The 17,884-nt window shown below is 43.4% G+C and carries 19 protein-coding genes; 17 read left to right on the top strand and 2 right to left on the bottom strand.

Features of this window, described 5'->3' with window-relative positions:
• Position 1 precedes the first annotated feature (1 nt).
• From spoVAEA to QNH36_RS15980, 4 genes are all read left to right on the top strand, one after another.
• A complete protein-coding gene (gene spoVAEA, locus QNH36_RS15995; RefSeq protein ID WP_144476611.1) occupies positions 2 to 580 on the top strand; it encodes a stage V sporulation protein SpoVABEA in 579 nt (192 codons plus the stop codon).
• The gene (locus tag QNH36_RS15990) at positions 564 to 2,042 is read left to right on the top strand and encodes a spore germination protein (protein ID WP_144476614.1); all 1,479 of its coding nucleotides are present in this window, start codon (positions 564 to 566) and stop codon (positions 2,040 to 2,042) included. Before spoVAEA ends, QNH36_RS15990 begins: the two co-directional genes overlap by 17 nt.
• 204 nt (positions 2,043 to 2,246) lie before the next feature.
• The gene (gene lysA / locus QNH36_RS15985; protein WP_283903793.1) at positions 2,247 to 3,566 is read left to right on the top strand and encodes a diaminopimelate decarboxylase; all 1,320 of its coding nucleotides are present in this window, start codon (positions 2,247 to 2,249) and stop codon (positions 3,564 to 3,566) included.
• Positions 3,567 to 3,992: 426 nt separating this feature from the next.
• Entirely contained in the window at positions 3,993 to 4,370 is a 378-nt protein-coding gene (locus QNH36_RS15980; RefSeq protein ID WP_251540765.1) for a GNAT family N-acetyltransferase, read from the top strand.
• Positions 4,371 to 4,413: 43 nt separating this feature from the next.
• Here QNH36_RS15980 and QNH36_RS15975 read toward each other — a convergent pair whose 3' ends face one another.
• Both QNH36_RS15975 and QNH36_RS15970 read right to left on the bottom strand, forming a co-directional pair.
• Complete coding sequence (locus QNH36_RS15975; RefSeq protein WP_144476623.1) at positions 4,414 to 4,938, bottom strand: DUF309 domain-containing protein; 525 nt, start codon at positions 4,936 to 4,938, stop codon at positions 4,414 to 4,416.
• A gap of 130 nt (positions 4,939 to 5,068) precedes the next feature.
• The gene (locus QNH36_RS15970; protein ID WP_144476626.1) at positions 5,069 to 5,164 is read right to left on the bottom strand and encodes a YjcZ family sporulation protein; all 96 of its coding nucleotides are present in this window, start codon (positions 5,162 to 5,164) and stop codon (positions 5,069 to 5,071) included.
• Positions 5,165 to 5,352: 188 nt separating this feature from the next.
• Between QNH36_RS15970 and QNH36_RS15965 the strand changes: the two genes are divergently transcribed.
• The 13 genes from QNH36_RS15965 (at position 5,353) to QNH36_RS15905 (ending at position 17,447) form a co-directional block, all read left to right on the top strand.
• Positions 5,353 to 6,096, top strand: a complete 744-nt coding sequence (locus QNH36_RS15965) for a segregation/condensation protein A (protein WP_144476942.1) — start codon at positions 5,353 to 5,355, stop codon at positions 6,094 to 6,096.
• Positions 6,097 to 6,100: 4 nt separating this feature from the next.
• Positions 6,101 to 6,694 (top strand): SMC-Scp complex subunit ScpB, encoded by a 594-nt coding sequence (gene scpB / locus QNH36_RS15960; RefSeq protein WP_283903792.1) that lies wholly within the window; start codon positions 6,101 to 6,103, stop codon positions 6,692 to 6,694.
• Positions 6,695 to 6,830: 136 nt separating this feature from the next.
• Positions 6,831 to 7,250 carry a hypothetical protein gene (locus QNH36_RS15955; protein WP_144476632.1) on the top strand — a complete coding sequence of 140 codons (420 nt, stop codon included), beginning with the start codon at positions 6,831 to 6,833 and terminating at the stop codon, positions 7,248 to 7,250.
• Positions 7,251 to 7,331: 81 nt separating this feature from the next.
• The gene (locus tag QNH36_RS15950; RefSeq protein WP_144476635.1) at positions 7,332 to 7,820 is read left to right on the top strand and encodes a YpuI family protein; all 489 of its coding nucleotides are present in this window, start codon (positions 7,332 to 7,334) and stop codon (positions 7,818 to 7,820) included.
• Positions 7,821 to 7,985: 165 nt separating this feature from the next.
• Positions 7,986 to 9,125: a D-alanyl-D-alanine carboxypeptidase family protein gene (locus tag QNH36_RS15945; RefSeq protein WP_283903791.1), complete on the top strand. Its 1,140-nt coding sequence runs from the start codon at positions 7,986 to 7,988 to the stop codon at positions 9,123 to 9,125.
• Positions 9,118 to 9,705 carry a nucleoside recognition domain-containing protein gene (locus QNH36_RS15940; protein WP_144476642.1) on the top strand — a complete coding sequence of 196 codons (588 nt, stop codon included), beginning with the start codon at positions 9,118 to 9,120 and terminating at the stop codon, positions 9,703 to 9,705. The genes QNH36_RS15945 and QNH36_RS15940 overlap by 8 nt, the downstream gene beginning before the upstream one ends.
• Positions 9,706 to 9,711: 6 nt before the next feature.
• Positions 9,712 to 10,245 (top strand): spore maturation protein, encoded by a 534-nt coding sequence (locus tag QNH36_RS15935; RefSeq protein WP_144476645.1) that lies wholly within the window; start codon positions 9,712 to 9,714, stop codon positions 10,243 to 10,245.
• 425 nt (positions 10,246 to 10,670) lie between these two features.
• Complete coding sequence (rluB, locus tag QNH36_RS15930; protein WP_283903790.1) at positions 10,671 to 11,396, top strand: 23S rRNA pseudouridine(2605) synthase RluB; 726 nt, start codon at positions 10,671 to 10,673, stop codon at positions 11,394 to 11,396.
• Positions 11,397 to 11,460: 64 nt separating this feature from the next.
• Entirely contained in the window at positions 11,461 to 11,982 is a 522-nt protein-coding gene (gene resA / locus QNH36_RS15925; protein WP_144476651.1) for a thiol-disulfide oxidoreductase ResA, read from the top strand.
• A 26-nt stretch (positions 11,983 to 12,008) separates the two neighbouring features.
• Positions 12,009 to 13,634 (top strand): cytochrome c biogenesis protein ResB, encoded by a 1,626-nt coding sequence (gene resB / locus QNH36_RS15920; RefSeq protein WP_283903789.1) that lies wholly within the window; start codon positions 12,009 to 12,011, stop codon positions 13,632 to 13,634.
• 12 nt (positions 13,635 to 13,646) lie between these two features.
• Positions 13,647 to 14,834 (top strand): c-type cytochrome biogenesis protein CcsB, encoded by a 1,188-nt coding sequence (ccsB, locus tag QNH36_RS15915; RefSeq protein WP_144476657.1) that lies wholly within the window; start codon positions 13,647 to 13,649, stop codon positions 14,832 to 14,834.
• A 112-nt stretch (positions 14,835 to 14,946) separates the two neighbouring features.
• Positions 14,947 to 15,663 (top strand): response regulator transcription factor, encoded by a 717-nt coding sequence (locus QNH36_RS15910; RefSeq protein WP_079509602.1) that lies wholly within the window; start codon positions 14,947 to 14,949, stop codon positions 15,661 to 15,663.
• Positions 15,660 to 17,447 carry an ATP-binding protein gene (locus tag QNH36_RS15905; RefSeq protein WP_144476660.1) on the top strand — a complete coding sequence of 596 codons (1,788 nt, stop codon included), beginning with the start codon at positions 15,660 to 15,662 and terminating at the stop codon, positions 17,445 to 17,447. The genes QNH36_RS15910 and QNH36_RS15905 overlap by 4 nt, the downstream gene beginning before the upstream one ends.
• Positions 17,448 to 17,884 lie beyond the last annotated feature (437 nt).

Raw genomic sequence — 17,884 nt, 5'->3', positions numbered from 1 at the left:
AATGGCCGAAAAAAGGAAGGTAATCCTAATTACAGATGGTGATGACTATGCACGGCGAGCTGTTGAGCGTGTTGCTGCCGATATTGGCGGACGGTGCATCTCTCTTTCTCACGGGAACCCTTCCGTCCTTTCTGGGCCCCACCTTGTTAAGTTAATCAAAAAAGCCACAAAGGATCCGGTGTTGGTCATGTTTGATGATAGTGGTTTTCTTGGAGAAGGAGCAGGAGAAAAGGCACTGAAATACGTAGCTGAGCATGAGGACATCCAGGTTCTCGGCGTTATCGCGGTTGCCTCGAAAACGCATATGGAAGAATGGAGCCGGGTGGATTTCTGCATCGACCGGGATGGTGAACTCACTCCCTATGGTGTCGATAAACATGGCCTTCCAGAGTTGGAAATGGGAAGGATCAATGGTGATACAGTTTATTGTCTGGACACGCTTGATGTCCCGTTGATCATCGGGATAGGTGATATCGGCAAAATGGCCAGGCGTGACCATTATAAAATAGGATCACCCATCACGAAGAAAGCAGTGGAAATCATCCTTGAAAGGAGCGGATTCTATGCCAAAGAAGAATGACAAACAGCCAATCCCGCTATCGTTGGACGAAGCTGAAAAGTACATGAAAGAGAAGGTTGGCCTGGGGGATAGTTTTGATCTGGGTGTCAGGAAGCTGAAAATCCTGAAAAAGGATGTTCACTTTTACTATGTAAATGGGTTGTGTGATACTAGCTTCATCGTACATATCGTTGAAGAGTTGGTGGATATCAATGATAATGAAAAACTTTCGACCCATTTGCAGGCTATTGTAGAAAACAGGATAACCCATCAATCTGTTGAAAAAATCAAAACAATGGATGAGCTCGTCGACCAGGTCCTTTCAGGTCTTATTGTCATCGTAGTGGAAGGGGAAGCGTCCGGATTAGTTGTGGACGTACGGAGCTATCCGGGAAGGCAGCCTCAGGAGCCAGATACTGAAAAAGTAGTGCGCGGGTCACGTGATGGCTTTGTCGAAAATATCATCGTCAATACGGCGTTGACCCGACGAAGAATCAGGGATGAGAATCTTCGTTTTGAGATGATGAAGATAGGCGAAAGGTCTAAGGCGGATGTTGCCCTTGGCTATATTAAAGATATTGCAAATCCAGGAATGATTGAGGTCATCAAAAAAGAACTTAATTCGATAAAAATCGATGGAATCACGATGGCCGATAAAACAATTGAAGAATTTTTGGTCAAGCAAGGATATAATCCATATCCGCTCGTCAGGTACACAGAACGTGCCGACGTCGCCGCTACCCACTTGCTAGAAGGACATATCCTTATATATGTTGACACTTCCCCAAGTGTCATCATCACACCAACGACCTATTTCCATCATCTTCAGCATGCTGAAGAGTACAGGCAGTCACCGGCGGTCGGAACAATGGTCCGATGGGTACGATTCCTGGGGGTCCTTGCCTCACTGCTGCTTTTGCCTTTATGGTATTTATTTGTGCAGAACCCTGACTTGCTCCCTGAAAAAATATCTTTCATTGGACCCAATGAAAAATCCAATATACCGGTCTTCCTGCAAATCATGATGGCGGATGGCGGCATCGAGTTCCTGAGGATGGCGGCCATCCATACACCGACACCGCTCTCTACAGCGATGGGTTTGATCGCTGCCGTCCTGATTGGACAAATCGCCATCGATGTTGGAATGTTCGTGCCTGAAGTCATACTTTATGTCGCTGTGGCTGCAATCGGTACTTATGCGACGCCAAGTTATGAATTGAGTGTAGCAAACAAAATAGGAAGAGTATTTTTGCTGATTGTAACTGCCATATTCCATGTCCCAGGGTTTATGATTGGTACAACCATTTGGCTGTTGTTTCTGGCACATATAAAATCATTGAACACTCCATATCTGTGGCCATTTATTCCTTTCCATCCTGTTGCTTTTATGCAGATTCTGATTAGAAGGACCGTTCCTGGCTCAAAAATCCGTCCAAGTATTGTGCATGCAAGGAATCGCTTCAAACAGCCTTCGAACTCTTGACGAGATTACGATTGCGCGTTGCCAGGAATTGTGGTAAAGTGTTTTTAATTTACTAAAGTCTTAAAGCGAAAAATAAATAGACAGTTCATCAAATGAACTGTCTTTTTGTTTATTAGATGCCCGAAAAGTGCAGGCTTCTTTTGAAAAAATGTGAAAATATTGTACCAGGGAATTGAATATTTTGGCAAGGGATGAGGGGACAACATGGAATTTCATGGAACGGCAAAAACTAACCGACTGGGACATTTGGAGATAGGCGGTGTAGATACAGTCCAATTGGCTGAAAAATATGGGACCCCGCTATATGTTTATGATGTAGCTTTAATCCGGGAACGGGCAAAAGCTTTTAAAAGAACTTTTGAAAATGCTGGAATCACCGCACAAGTAGCATATGCCAGCAAAGCTTTTTCAACGGTGGCGATGGTTCAATTGGCCGCTGAGGAAGGTCTCTCGCTTGATGTTGTTTCTGGCGGGGAGCTGTACACGGCACTTGCAGCCGGATTTCCAACAGAAAAAATCCACTTTCATGGAAATAATAAAAGCTATGAAGAGCTGGTCATGGCTATAGAGCACAATATTGGCTGCATTGTGGTTGATAATTTTTATGAACTTGACATGCTGAAGGATATTTGCAAGGAAAAGAACACGCCCACCAAGGTTTTATTAAGAGTTACACCTGGAATTGAAGCACATACTCATGATTATATTTTAACAGGCCAGGAAGACTCTAAATTTGGCTTCGATTTACAGAATGGACAGGCTGACGAGGCGATGCGCATTTCCCTGGAAGAAAAACTGATCGATGTGCTGGGATTGCATTGCCACATAGGTTCACAAATTTTTGAAACGACAGGATTCATCCTAGCTGCCCAAAAAATCTTTGAAAAATTGCATCAATGGAAGAATGAATTGTCCTTCGAATCCACTGTCCTTAATCTTGGCGGTGGTTTTGGGATTCGTTATACAGATGAAGATGATCCGATTCCAGCAGCGCAATATGTGGAAGAAATAATTGCTGAGGTGAAAAAGCAGGCTTCCCGATATTCAATGAAAACGCCTGAAATCTGGATCGAGCCGGGACGTTCGCTTGTAGGAGATGCTGGTACTACACTTTACCGCATAGGCTCCAGGAAGGATGTTCCAAATGTCCGCAAGTATGTCGCGGTTGACGGCGGGATGAGTGACAATATCCGGCCAGCTTTGTATCAGGCTAAGTACGAAGCAGTCCTTGCAAATAGAGTAATGGATAAACCTGAGGAGACGGTTTCGATCGCCGGGAAATGCTGTGAATCAGGGGATATGCTAATCTGGGACCTTCCGCTGCCAAAGACTGGCAACCACGACATCCTCGCAGTATTTTGTACGGGAGCATACGGCTATTCAATGGCAAACAACTATAACCGCCTTCCAAGGCCTGCAGTCGTATTTCTTGAAAATTCAAAAGATACGCTGGTTGTCCGCCGTGAAACATACGAGGATATGGTGAAATTAGACCTTCCGCTTAAAGAAAAGGTTAACAGTTAAAGCTGCATTTCCGCAGCTTTTTTAGCTGTTCATAGGGTGTTATTTAAAAATTGGCTAAAACCCCGGTCTTATTGTAGAATAACAGATTGGAGGGATTCTGTATGAAAAAGAATAACTGGCTATTGTTTCTGTTATTGCTATTGATGTCTGTTGGATGGGGAGCCTACTACTGGTTTTTTATTGTGCCAGGACAATAGAGCACAGATAAAATTTGAAGTATCTGCCCGGATTATGTATGATTATATCAATTCAATTTATATATGAACCAGAAAATGCAGAAAAACATATAATATCAAAATGGTGAATAGCATTTGATTACCGCGGTACTCGGTCTTGAGTAGCGAAGGTTTAAATTAGAAGGAAAATGGAAAAAATGGTGTTGGTATCATTCCGTTTATTACTGTCAAACCACGATGAGGGATATTTATGTTAATTCGATATAAAAAGGCATTCGAAAAGATTGCAATGGGCTTGTTATCTTTCATGCCAAATGAGAAGGATTTAAAAAAACTTCAGCAGACGATGAGGAATTACGAAACAGATGATTCATGGCAGCTGTTTTTATGGAAGGAAGGTGAAGATATCATCGGGCTTTTGGGTGTTAACTTCGCTGAGGATAAAATGATGCAGCTTCTCCACATATCTGTGAATCCATCCCATCGTCATCAGGGAATTGGGAAACGCATGGTCAATGCATTGCAGGAGATGTTTCCGGAATGGACGGCAATCGCAAATGCTGAGACGGCATCCTTTTTTGAAAAATGCAGCCAGGAAGATAATAGTGTTGAAGGCAGTGGATGTTAAATCCCTGCCTTTTCTTACTTTTTGGAGATGAAAACCTTCTATTTTACCTGCTTTTTCTTTCCTCCTGAGCCATCCTGCGTTCGGAGATCACCTCGGTCCGATCCCTTGTTGAGTGCCTGTGGATCAAGTCTGGATTGTCCATATCACTAGTCTTTCCCCATGTAAAACCATTCTGTTTGCATTCTTCAAGGCAAAGCTTTTTCAACTCAGCGTCAATTATGGGCAGATTGAAGCTTGTATATGGTACATTGTTGAGCAAGTTTTTTCTCCTCTTGCCGAGGAATTCGGTCAGCAGATCAGCGTCGATTCCCAAGCGGCGTATTGCCTGCATGTCTGACGAAAATAGCTCGATTGCTTTACCTAAAGTCCTAATAGCCCCTGAAAAGTTTTTCCGGCGATGGTGGTAATTAGAAACAGCGAGCAGAATCAGTGCGACCCAGATCGATTTTTTATTTCCAGCATCTGTAGCTTTCCAATATTCCTCTAAAATTTCATGGCATTCAAAATAATCCCTGTCTCCATGGAAATGGGCGAGATATTGTATATAGGAAACTGGATACTTAGTCATAATTAAACCCCCAATCAACTAACAATAGCTTAGCATATATTCCACCTATTCGTAGCATGGAAAAGCTGATTTAAAGAGGAAAATGCCCGGCTTTTGCCGGGCATTCCACAATTTTCACTGTTGCCTGGTTTTATAACCACGCTGCACCAATGATGATGAGCAAAATGAAAAGCACGATGATTAAAGCGAAACCTGCTCCGTAGCCATAGCCTTTACCATCAGACATTTAACATACCTCCTAATAGTGAAATAGCCTAATATACATTTTCAGCATATGCAGCAGGAAAGGAAATGGTTTGGGCGCTTGCGGATTTCTGAACGGAGCTGCTTCTAAATTAGTGATGGATAACATGGAGTTAATCTACTATACTTATATAATGATGCAGTTCAATATAGGAATTTTGGTGGGAAATGATGCAATATAATGTGAAAATCGAGGCCTTTGAGGGTCCGCTGGATTTACTTCTGCACTTAATCAATACTTTGGAGATAGATATTTACGACATACCGGTAGCGAAAATCACAGAACAATACTTAATGTATATTCATGCGATGAAGGAATTGCAGCTTGACGTGGCAAGTGAATACCTTGTGATGGCAGCAACACTTTTAGCAATCAAAAGCAAGATGCTGCTTCCGAAGCATGAAGAAGAGCTGGAAGATGAATTTGAATACGATCAGGAAGATGATCCCCGTAATGAGCTTGTCGAGAGATTGATTGAATATAAAAAATTCAAAGAGGCTGCCAGTGATTTGAAGTCACTTGAAGAGGAAAGAGGGCTTATGTACACGAAGCCTCCAAGTGATCTTACTGAGTACTCTAATGATAGTAAGAGCGATAACGCTGATCTTGATATCTCTTTATATGATATGCTGGGTGCTTTTCAGAAGCTTTTAAGAAGGAAAAAGCTCCAAAGGCCGATGTCCACCAAGATCGCGCGGCAGGAAATATCGATTGAAAAAAGAATGGACGAGGTCCTGACCTTCCTGAAAGAAAGCGGAACAAGGAAAAAATTCAATGATTTGTTCCCTGAATCTGACCGTGAGCATATTGTCGTTACGTTCCTGGCAATACTTGAGCTGATCAAGCGGAAGGAAATCGATGTCGAGCAGGAACAAAACTTTGCTGAAATTTATATGACATCAAGAAAGGAGTAAAGCGGTGGGAATTGTGAAGTGGAAAGGAATATTGGAGAGCCTGCTTTTTGCAGCTGGAGATGAAGGCTTGAGCCTTAAGCAAATCACCTCCGTGCTTGAGGTCGATGAAATCCAGGCCAATGAAATAATTGTCGGACTGCAGAGTGACTATGACCGGGATGAACAGCGCGGCATTACCATTGTCCAACTGGCAGGAGTATATCAGCTAGCTACAAAAAAAGAACATGCTGTATACCTTAAAAAGCTGGTTGAATCGCCTGGTACCGCTCATTTATCCCAGGCAGCCCTGGAAACCCTTGCGATTGTCGCATATAAACAGCCGATTACGCGCGCCGAAATCGAGGAAATCCGCGGAGTAAAAACAGAGAGGCCGCTTCATACGCTTTCTTCACGAGCCCTGATCAAGGAAGTTGGAAGGGCAGAAGGAACAGGCCGTGCCATTTTGTACGGGACAACAAAAGAATTCCTCGATTACTTCGGCTTGAAAAACATAAACGAACTTCCGCCACTGCCGGAAAATATTGAAGAAGACGAACTGCAGGATGATGCAGATCTGTTCTTCGAGAAATTCCAGGAAACAATGGAAATGGACCAATAGCAGTTGTGCACAAAGTTTGGAATTTATGATAAAATCAAAATAATCATTCAAGAAGTGCTTTGAATGTGAGACCAGTCTTTAAAGCATTTCTTGCTACATAAGGATTTAAGAATGAATGTCCAACGGGAGGAATAACATGCTTATAAAGCAATGTGTTGGTTATGAACTTGAAAAGGAAAAATCAAACACCTCAGAGGATTTTTTCAACCGGAGTGAAGTCACTTTTGCAGAAGATGGCACAGAGAAAACCCTGCATGTATTGTATGTCAGGTATTTTGATGAGCTGGTTGGAAGCATTACTCCATTCACTGAAAACCCAGTCTTTAAAGCAGGTAATAAGGAAGTATTCATGAAGGACCTGGTAGCACTTGCAGCACTTTTGAAAAATCCGGGATACAGACATCGTAAAAGGGTATATATAAATGAACAGAAAGAGTTCGCGGAAATTTTCAAGGGCCTGGATTTCAGCAAGATTCCCGGAATTTATGAGGGCATCGAGCAAAAAGGCGCATTTGAGGTGCGCTCTCCTTTAGATTATATTGTCCAGCCGGTATAAAGGACGGAGTGCGAAGGGGATAGGTGAAAAACATCACCTTAGCTATAACAGACATGGTCAAAATCCATTGGGGGTGTCATTTTGGGGAATACAATCGTAAAAACACAAATTGAAGAAGTAAGAGAATTCCTGTCCGCTACAGTCGTTAAGCTTGAGGGCTTTCTGAATGGAACAACGCTGGAGGGCTTAAAACAGGGCCAGCCAGCTGATGAGGAATATTATAAGTCCATCCTGTCAAGTCTCCGTAAGCTTGCGGTTTATTGTGAAGAAGGGCTGGATGCCTGCAAGGTAATCCTGCAGGCCGAAGTGTTTTCAAAACCAGCAGCGGAAAAGACATTATACAGAATCTACTATCAGTGCATTGAAGAATTCTTCTCTCCAAAAAATGATGCCTGGTACGAAGACAGCCGATCCGCTTATACCGGCAAGAATGCAATCAAGTTCAGGCAGCCAGTGGCAGCTGAACTAAGCGACTTGCTCGTCAGCCTGGAAAGCGGCTTCCAGAGGATTCGTGAAGAACTTGAATACTATGAAACGGATTACCGGACAAAAATGCTTCAATCAAGATAATCTTTCTAAGGAACAGCCAATATCAGGCTGTTCCTTTTCTTATTCCAACTGCCGAAAGCAGAAGTACAGAGCGTGAACATAGAGTTAAAACACTCCTTTTATGTCATAACATGCCTTGTCCCGCATAAACTTGTACAAACTGCCAAAGGAGACGAGGGTCAATCAATGAAAAGGATTTTGATGAAACTATTAATGATCGTCACTCTGTTGATATACGGCATACCCGGAACAGTCCAGGCCTCTGTTTCCGTAAGTGCCCGGAGTGCTATTTTAATGGAACAGGAATCTGGAAGGGTGTTATTCGAAAAAGATGCGCACAAGGTGAGCAGGATTGCCAGTATTACCAAAATCATGACAGCGATCCTCGCGATTGAATCGGGCAAGTTGGATGAAATGGTAAAAGTAAGTGATCGGGCAGTCCGGGCTGAGGGATCATCGGTTTATTTGAAGCCAGGTGAAAAAATCAGGCTCGAGGACCTGGTGTATGGACTGATGCTGAGATCAGGGAATGACGCAGCCGTCGCCATTGCGGAACATGTGGGTGGCAGTGTCGATGGGTTTGTATTCATGATGAATGAGAAAGCGCAGCAAATCGGAATGACAGATACTCATTTTGCCAATCCGCATGGCCTGGATGATCATGAAAATCATGTATCAACTGCATATGATATGGCGTTATTGACTCGCTATGCGATTAATAATGAGGAATACAAGAAGATTTCGGGAACTAAGATCCACCGGGCTCCAAACCCGACAGAAACCTGGGATAGGGTGTGGAAAAATAAGAACAGGCTCCTGACAGAAAAATACAAGTACAGCACAGGAGGGAAAACAGGTTATACAAAACGGGCAAAAAGGACGCTGGTATCTACTGCAAAAAGAGGCGACTTTGAAATGATCGCCGTCACTCTCAATGCACCCGATGATTGGAATGACCATATCCAGATGTTTGAAACGGCATTTTCCGATTATGATATAGCGGAAATTCTTTCGAAAGGTAAAGTGGATGGAATCAAGGAATCTCAATATAAAACCAAAGTCTATCTGGACCATTCCTTTGTTTACCCGCTTACTTCAGAAGAAGAAGAACTAGTGAGGGTTGAATATCGATTAAAAAAACTGGGGAAGGACCAGCGTGATCTGCAGAATCAGAAGATTGCCGGCCGGGCAAATGTTTTCCTTGACGATAAACAGATTGCCAGTTTGCCTGTTTATTACAAACTTGAAGAAAAAGAGCAAAAGTCATTTTTTGATTTTTTTAAAAATATTTTCACATCAATAGCAGGGGTCAAGGATCATGGTTAACTATATCTGGGTCGTAATGATCTTAATTGGCCTGGGATTTGCGATGATCAACGGCACAATGACAGAGGTGAACGAAGCGGTCTTTACAGGGGCGAAGGAAGCGATCACGCTGAGTATCGGCTTGATCAGCATCCTTGTTTTCTGGCTGGGCATGATGCGGATCGCTGAGGATTCAGGATTATTGTCCAAGCTTTCCAGCTTATTTAAGCCATTTATCTCCAGGCTGTTCCCGGAAGTTCCTCCAAGCCATCCTGCGATGGGCTATATCCTTTCCAACATGATCGCGAATATGTTTGGTCTTGGGAATGCGGCTACACCACTCGGAATCAAAGCAATGGAAGAACTGAAAGAGTTGAATGATGGGAAAAACGAAGCCAGCCGTTCGATGATCACCTTCCTGGCGATCAATACAGCGAGTATTACTCTCATCCCGACCACTGTAATTGCGATCAGGATGAATTATGATTCCGCAAATCCAACAGATATAGTGGGACCTACCCTTGTGGCAACTGCGGTTTCAGCAGTTGCAGCGGTACTGATTGACCGGTTCTTTTACTATAGACGGAGCAAAAAGGGGTAAATCAAAATGGAAATTGTATCCGCAATATCACTATGGTTCATCCCTGTCTTGATCGCTTTCATCCTGATTTATGGAACGTATAAAAAAGTCCCCACATATGAAAGTTTTGTAGAAGGGGGCAAGGAAGGGATCAAAATGGCCGTCTCCATCATGCCGTTCCTGGTAGGGATGATGGTCGCAATCGCAGTCTTCAGGGCATCGGGAGCACTTGATGTGATGGTGAGCTGGATTCGTCCCGGACTGGAGATGGCAGGGATACCTGCTGAAATCGTTCCGCTCGCGCTGATCAGGCCAATTTCAGGGACAGCGGCACTAGGAATAACGAGCGACCTGATTAGTGTCCATGGACCGGATTCATTTATTGGTACCCTTGCTGCCACACTGCAGGGAAGTACGGACACTACCTTTTATGTCCTCACTGTATATTTCGGTGCGGTCGGGATCAAAAAGATGGGTGATGCTCTCAAAGTCGGCCTCCTTGCTGACGCAGTGGCAATTATAACAGCAATCATTGTTGTGACATTAATGTTTTCAAAATAAGATATACGAATATGCAAAAAGAATAGTCAAATAGAAAATAGAGAAGCTTAGAATATATAATGTTCTGAGCTTCTCTATTTTTGTTAGCAATTAGGAACGTTTCCGCTCTTTTTGAATTCCCCACCCTTTTCTGCCTGCCTGTAATGTAATATTTTAACATAGGGAACTCCATGTTTATGTTCCTTTTTTAAATATGGACATAGCTTTGTTTAAAGCTGGATTTTCGCCAATTTGTGACCAAATCGACATTAGGAAGGTGAAGTTAGCGAAACAATGTTAAAAAAGTATTAACATTCCCGATTTATTTTTCGCTTTTTACACCATTGCTTACTTTGAAATAAGCGAAAGTTATGTCATAATTCATAAGGATGGATTAGATATTTACATAACCCACGGTTAATTGATATTAATTAGGAGTGACCTTCATGGAAAGACTGCAAAAAGTGATTGCTCATGCAGGAATAGCATCGAGAAGAAAAGCCGAGGAAATGATCCTCGAAGGCAGAGTCAAGGTAAATGGCAGTGTAGTCAAAGAACTTGGCCGCAAGGTGACTTCCTCTGACCGAGTCGAAGTGGATGGAGTACAAATTGAGGGTGAAGAACCGGTATATTTCTTGTTCTATAAACCTCGCGGAGTCATTTCAAGTGTCCAGGATGACAAAGGGCGAAAAGTCGTGACTGACTTTTTCCAGACCATCGAACAGCGCATATATCCTGTAGGGCGGCTGGATTTTGATACATCGGGGCTGCTTTTGTTGACGAACGACGGGGGATTCGCGAATTTGCTCATGCATCCCAGCAATGAAATTGACAAGGTTTATGTTGCAAAGGTTAAAGGGATTCCGTCGCGAGAAAAGCTGACAAGCCTGGCGCGAGGCATTATGCTCGAAGATGGCAAAACCGCACCGGCAAGAACCAAGATGCTGAGTGTGGATAAAAAGAAAGATACTGCTATTGTTGAAATCACGATTCATGAGGGTCGGAACAGGCAGGTCAGAAGAATGTTCGAGGCAATTGGCCATCCTGTATTGAAACTCAAACGCGAAAAATACGGATTCCTCACTTTGAATGGTCTGAGAACGGGGGAAATCAGGGAGCTTACACATCACGAAGTGAAACAGCTGCGTGTATTGGCAATGAAAAAATCCTGACTTTTCAACATGTAAATAGGTATAATGATATAATAAGGGAGAAATACGGTGGGAGGTTTAGGGAATGAAAAAAAAACGACTAATCACTCGGACAATCATTCTCGCAGTAATGGCTTTGGCTGTCGGTTATACCCTATATGCCAACATGAATAAGGATAAGAATCACAAAATCGTAGTTGGGAAACCTGCTCCAGACTTTGTCCTCGTTGATATGGAAGGCAATAAGCACAGGCTTTCTGAATATAAAGGGCAAGGGGTGTTCCTGAACTTCTGGGCAACCTGGTGCAAACCTTGCGAAAGGGAAATGCCTTATATCGAAAATCAGTACCAGCAGTTCAAGGATCAGGGTGTACAGGTGCTTGCGGTTGATTCAGGTGAAACAGAGCTGGTTGTCAACAGATTCATAGACCGAAAAGGACTGAGTTTCCCTGTCATGATAGACGATGGAGCAGTCCAGGCAGCATACGGAATCAATCCGCTTCCAATCACTTTTCTGATTGACAAAGAAGGCAATGTAGTGAAAAGTCATACCGGGGAATTAACTGAAGAAACAGTCCGTGAATTCATGGAACAGATTAAACCTTAAAGTAAGGGGAACAGGGAGTTTTTACTATGAAAGAAGTAAAATGTGAGTGCGGCCATGTCAATCCGCAGGGAACGATCCTTTGTGAATCTTGCGGAAGAGTGCTTGAGGAAAAAGAGAAAGAAAAGCAGCTTCTTGACATGCGCTATGAGGGAAGCGCCCGTCGTTCACAAACTTATAACAAGACGATAATCGATAAGATCTGGAATTTCTTTTCATCGGTGAAAGTGGGGGTATGGCTGATTGTCATCCTCCTGATTGCATCTTCATTAGGGACAATTTTCCCGCAGGAAATGTACATTCCGCCTGTAATGCCTGCCTCGGAATACTATGAAGAAAAATATGGCTGGCTTGGCAAGCTTTATTATGATCTTGGATTCCATAACTTATACAGTTCCTGGTGGTATTTGATCCTGATCGCTGCTCTTGGCATTTCACTTGTAATTGCTAGTCTTGACAGGGTGGTTCCATTATATAGGTCCCTGAAAAAACAAAGGGTATCAAGACATGAGAGTTTCTTGAAACGCCAGAGAATGTTCAGTGTGCATGAAGCTGAATTGTCTGGTGAGGGAACGGAGAAAATCAAAGGGAATTTAGAGAAAAAGGGATATAAACTGCGTGAGGAAAACGGTGATCTCCTTGCTGAAAAAAACCGCTTTTCCAGGTGGGGGCCTTATGTTAACCACCTCGGCCTGATCATTTTTTTGATTGGCGGTATGCTCCGCTTCGTACCGGGAATGTATGTAGATGAAATTCTTTGGTTAAGGGAAGGCGAAACGAAATCGATTCCTGGTACTGAAGGACGTTATTATCTGAAAAACAATCAATTTATCTTCGAAGTATATGACAAGGATAAAGATGAGAAAGTCTTCAAGGATGCCATCAATAAGGTTGGTACGGTTGTTAAAAACTATCAGACGAATGCCACTCTATACGAGAGGCAGGGGGATATTGTCCCTGGAGAAAAACCTGAGCTTGAAAAGGTCCGTGACCAGGCGATTCAGGTTAATAAGCCTTTGAAAGTAGATGGTTACGCCCTGTACCAGGTGGATTATAAGCTTGGTGAAATGAGCAAGATGGCATTCAAGCTCGAGAATAAAAAGACAAAAGAACAATTTGGCGATGTCCAAGTAGATTTATATGATCCTAAAATGAACTATGATTTAGGAAATGGATACAAGGTTGAAGTCATGAGCTATTTCCCGGATTTTGAGTTCAATGAAGATGGGGAGCCTGCGACGAAATCACGTATTCCAAATAATCCTGCCTTCATTTTCAAAATGTTCACCCCTGAAAAGCCGGATGGCGAAGTCAGCTTTGTTGCGATCAGGCAGAATCTTGAGCCTTTAGGCGAAAATGATTACAAGATGTCATTTGCAGGAATCGAAACGAAGAATGTAACGGCCCTGACTGTCAGAAAAGACCTCACACTGTGGATTATCGGTCTTGGAGGATTGATTTTCATGATCGGCGTCGTCCAGGGTGCATACTGGAACCATCGTCGCCTATGGTTAAGAAGAATCAATGGCCAGATTTGGACAGCCGCTCACACAAATAAAAACTGGCATGGTTTGAAGAGGGAGCTTGATGATGTCTTTGCTGATTCAGGAATCGATGCTCCAGAAGACCAGGACGCCGAAGATAAAAAGGAGTAAGGAGGGAATATAATGGTTGAGTTAAGTTCGAACTTTCTGTTTACAGCTTTTATCCTCTATTTAGTCGGTATTTTGTTTTTTGGGGGAGCGATCAAGGATAAGAGACATGCCGATAAAAAAGGTGGCCCGAATAGATGGGCAAAGATTGGAATCATTGTAACGATTGCAGGTTTCCTCTCCCAGTTGACATTTTTCATCTTAAGATGGATTGCATCCGGCCACGCGCCGGTCAGCAATCTGTTCGAGTTTACGACATTCTTCGGCATGTCATTGGTAGGCGCCTTTATCATTATTTATTTCATGTATAAAACGCCATTGCTGGGCTTGTTCACACTGCCGGTAGCTGCTTTGATCATTGCTTATGGAAGTATGTTCCCAAGGGATGTCACACCATTGATTCCGGCATTGCAGAGTTATTGGCTTCATATTCACGTAACCACCACAGCGATCGGGCAGGCAATCCTGGCAGTGAGTTTTGCTGCCGGCCTGATTTACCTTGTTAAAAGTGTAGACCAGACGAAGAGAACCAAAAGTAACATCTGGCTGGAAGTTGTCTTGTTTGGGTTGATCAGTACACTCGGATTTGTGTTTGTATCAAGCTACTTTGCAGCAACGGACTATTCAGCGAACTTCAACTATGTAAATAAAGAAGGTCAGCCTGCGACAGAGAAATACACGATTCCTGCCATCGTTGGACCTCATCAGTATGAACTTACTGACAAAAATCGTTTTGAACCAATGTTCGAGACACCTGCCATCATCAGTGCGAAGAAATTGAATACGGTTATTTGGTCACTTGCAGCGGGTATAGTATTATATGCTTTAATTAGACTTATCCTGCGTAAGCGCGTAGCAGCTGCCCTTCAGCCTTGGACGAAGAATATCAACCTGGATCTTGTTGATGAAATCGGCTATCGTTCCGTGCTGATCGGATTCCCGGTCTTTACGCTCGGAGGCCTGATTTTTGCCATGATCTGGGCACAAATTGCCTGGACAAGATTCTGGGGTTGGGACCCGAAAGAGGTTTGGGCACTGATCACCTGGCTGTTCTATGCAGCGTTCCTTCATTTGCGCCTTTCAAAAGGGTGGCATGGAGAAAAATCAGCATGGCTTGCGGTCATCGGTTTTATCATCATCATGTTCAATCTTGTAGCGGTTAACCTTGTTATCGCAGGACTGCATTCATACGCAGGTTCCTGATTTGTGTCAAAATATTGACAGCCTTCACTGTTTTAAGTGAAGGCCTTTTTTAAAAAAGCATGGAAAGAATACTCTTGTTTATGTAAAATAATCGCAGGGAGGGATATACCTTATGGAAAAAGAAGTGAAGATTTTAGTAGTTGATGATGAAGAAAGAATCAGAAGATTATTGAAGATGTATCTTGAAAGAGAGAACTATATAATTGATGAAGCAGAAGACGGAAATGAAGCGCTGGCGAAATCGCTTGCAAACGATTACGACGTCATCCTGCTTGATTTGATGATGCCAGGGAAAGACGGAATCGAGGTTTGTCGTGACCTTCGTGAAAAGAAGTCGACTCCTGTCATCATGCTCACAGCTAAAGGTGAGGAAGTGAACAGGGTACAGGGGTTCGAGGTTGGAACAGATGATTACATCGTTAAACCATTCAGCCCGCGTGAGGTCGTATTGCGTGTCAAGGCGATGCTCCGACGTTCTTCCAGCACCAGCTACCTGCAGACTGAAACGACTGCAAAAGATGTGATTGTTTTCCCTCATTTAACCATTGATAATGATGCCCATAGGGTTTTAGCAGATGGCAAAGAGGTTAGCTTGACTCCTAAGGAATATGAATTGCTTTATTTCCTTGCAAAAGCTCCGGATAAAGTTTTTGACAGGGAGCAATTATTGAAGGAAGTATGGCATTATGAATTCTTTGGTGATTTGCGCACAGTAGACACGCATGTAAAAAGATTACGTGAGAAGTTGAATAAAGTATCTGAACAGGCTGCTAAAATGATTGTTACAGTCTGGGGGGTTGGCTACAAGTTCGAGGTAGTCAATGAATGATGTTTTGGCGAAGCGTAGTAGGTAAGCTTTGGATTACCATTCTTTTGCTCGTTTCATTCGTATTGTTCATCCTGACAGTCATGCTGATGGAATTCTTTGAAAACTATCATATAAATGAGACTCGTAAAGATATGACCAATACGGCTGAAAAAATCGCCAGGGTGCTTGAAGACCACCCTGGCAACGAAGAAGGTCTAGGCCTTGAGATTGCATGGGAAATGGTCGATGACAATGCAAGGGTCACGGTCATCAGGGATCAAAATACTTATTTTTATTCCCCTGGCAGTGAGGAAGCAGCTCATGTGCCGATATCCTTTTTTACAAAAGACAAAGATCTTTCTGAAGTTTTCGAAAGAGACAAGACAGTGGATATTATTACTTCATTGCCCGGTGTTTCTAATAAGGTAGATGATACCCAATATTTAATGATTGGGGTACCGCTGCATCAGTATGAAAAAGGAAATGGCGCTGTTTTTATTTATCAGTCCTTAGCTGTCATGCAAGAAACAACACGCCTGACCACGAAGTTCATCCTGCTTGCAGCAGGTGTTGCGATTGTCCTTACGACCATCTTTGCTTTCTTCTTATCGACAAGGATTACCTCTCCATTAAGGAAAATGAGAGAGGCGGCCTTTGAAGTCGCCAGGGGTAAGTTTGACACTAAGGTGCCGATCCTCACCCATGATGAAATTGGCGAATTAGCCACGGCCTTCAATCAGATGGGCCGGCAGCTGAAATTCAACATGAACGCACTGAGCCAGGAAAAGGAACAGCTGACAAGCATCCTGAGCTCTATGGCGGATGGGGTAATCACCTTCAATCGCGACGGAACGATCCTGATTACGAATCCTCCTGCGGAGATTTTCCTAAGATATTGGTATTATGAGCAAGGCCTTGCATCAGAGAATACAGATGCGGTCCCTTCCGAAGTCATGGAGTTATTCCAGCTGGCAGTCAATACGGAGAAAGAACAAGTTGGCGAAATCACTGCCCAGGGAAGGACATGGGTCATCATTGTCAGTCCCCTTTATAATAAGCGGTTCATCCGTGGTGCAGTGGCCGTAGTAAGGGACATGACCGAGGAAAGAAAGCTCGACAAAATGAGGGAAGATTTTATCGCAAATGTTTCGCATGAACTGCGAACACCGATTTCGATGATGCAGGGGTACAGTGAAGCGATTGTCGATGATATCGCCCAGACAGATGAAGAGAAGAAGGAAATGGCTAAAGTCATTTACGATGAGTCCCTCAGAATGGGCCGTCTCGTTAATGAACTCCTTGATTTAGCCCGCATGCAAGCAGGACATATCCTGCTTAATGTGGAGTCAGTCGAATTGGAACCATATATCAACCGGGTCATCCGCAAGTTCCAAGGTCTTGCGAAGGATAAAGGAATTGACCTGTCTGCACAGCTTGAAGCAGAGGAACCGCACTTCCGCTTTGACCCCGACAGAATCGAGCAGGTACTGACGAATCTAATCGATAATGCCATCAGGCATGTGCCGGATTCAGCGGCAGTTGATATCAAAGCGAGAACCGACGAACGCGGCTTGTATTTCGAAGTCAGCGACCAGGGGCCAGGCATTCCTGAAGAAGACTTGCCGTTCCTGTTCGAACGCTTTTACAAGGGTGATAAGTCAAGAACACGAGGAGTTTCCGGAACGGGTCTGGGACTGGCTATCGCCAAAAATATCATCGACGCACATCGAGGTATTATCTCTGTAAAAAGCAAACTAGGACAAGGTACGACATTTTCCTTTTTCATCCCTCGAAATATCGAATAACTTGCCGACTATTCTTGATTCACAAGGAACAATGATTATTCCCGCAAGAGGCTGCCCAAATCTCATCAGATTGTGGAAGCCTCTTTGTATTTTCATCAGCTTATTTCGCTCCGTTATATTTTGGTGTTCGCGTATTGCTCTTGGCGAAGGGGATATTGTCCCACTGCCGGACAGGACCGGGAAAGAATCAGGAAAAGTGTCCGTCATCAAGGCTATGATGGACAGAAATAGCGAAGAATCCTGGAAAAGTGTCCGTCATAAAGGTGATGACGGACGGAAATAGCGAAGAATCATGAAAAACTGTCCATCATGAAGGTGATGACAGCCAGAATTAGCAAAGAATCCAGGAAAAGTGTCCCTCGTCTACGCGCTGACGGACAAAAACACTAAAGAAGCAAGAAAAAGTGTCCGTCATGTATTCATCTACTCACTACAAG

It is taken from the genome of Mesobacillus sp. AQ2 (assembly GCF_030122805.1).
Taxonomy (GTDB): domain Bacteria; phylum Bacillota; class Bacilli; order Bacillales; family Cytobacillaceae; genus Mesobacillus; species Mesobacillus oceanisediminis_A.
The sequence above is the reverse complement of the archived record's forward strand: the minus strand, read 5'-3'. Positions and strand labels throughout refer to the sequence as shown.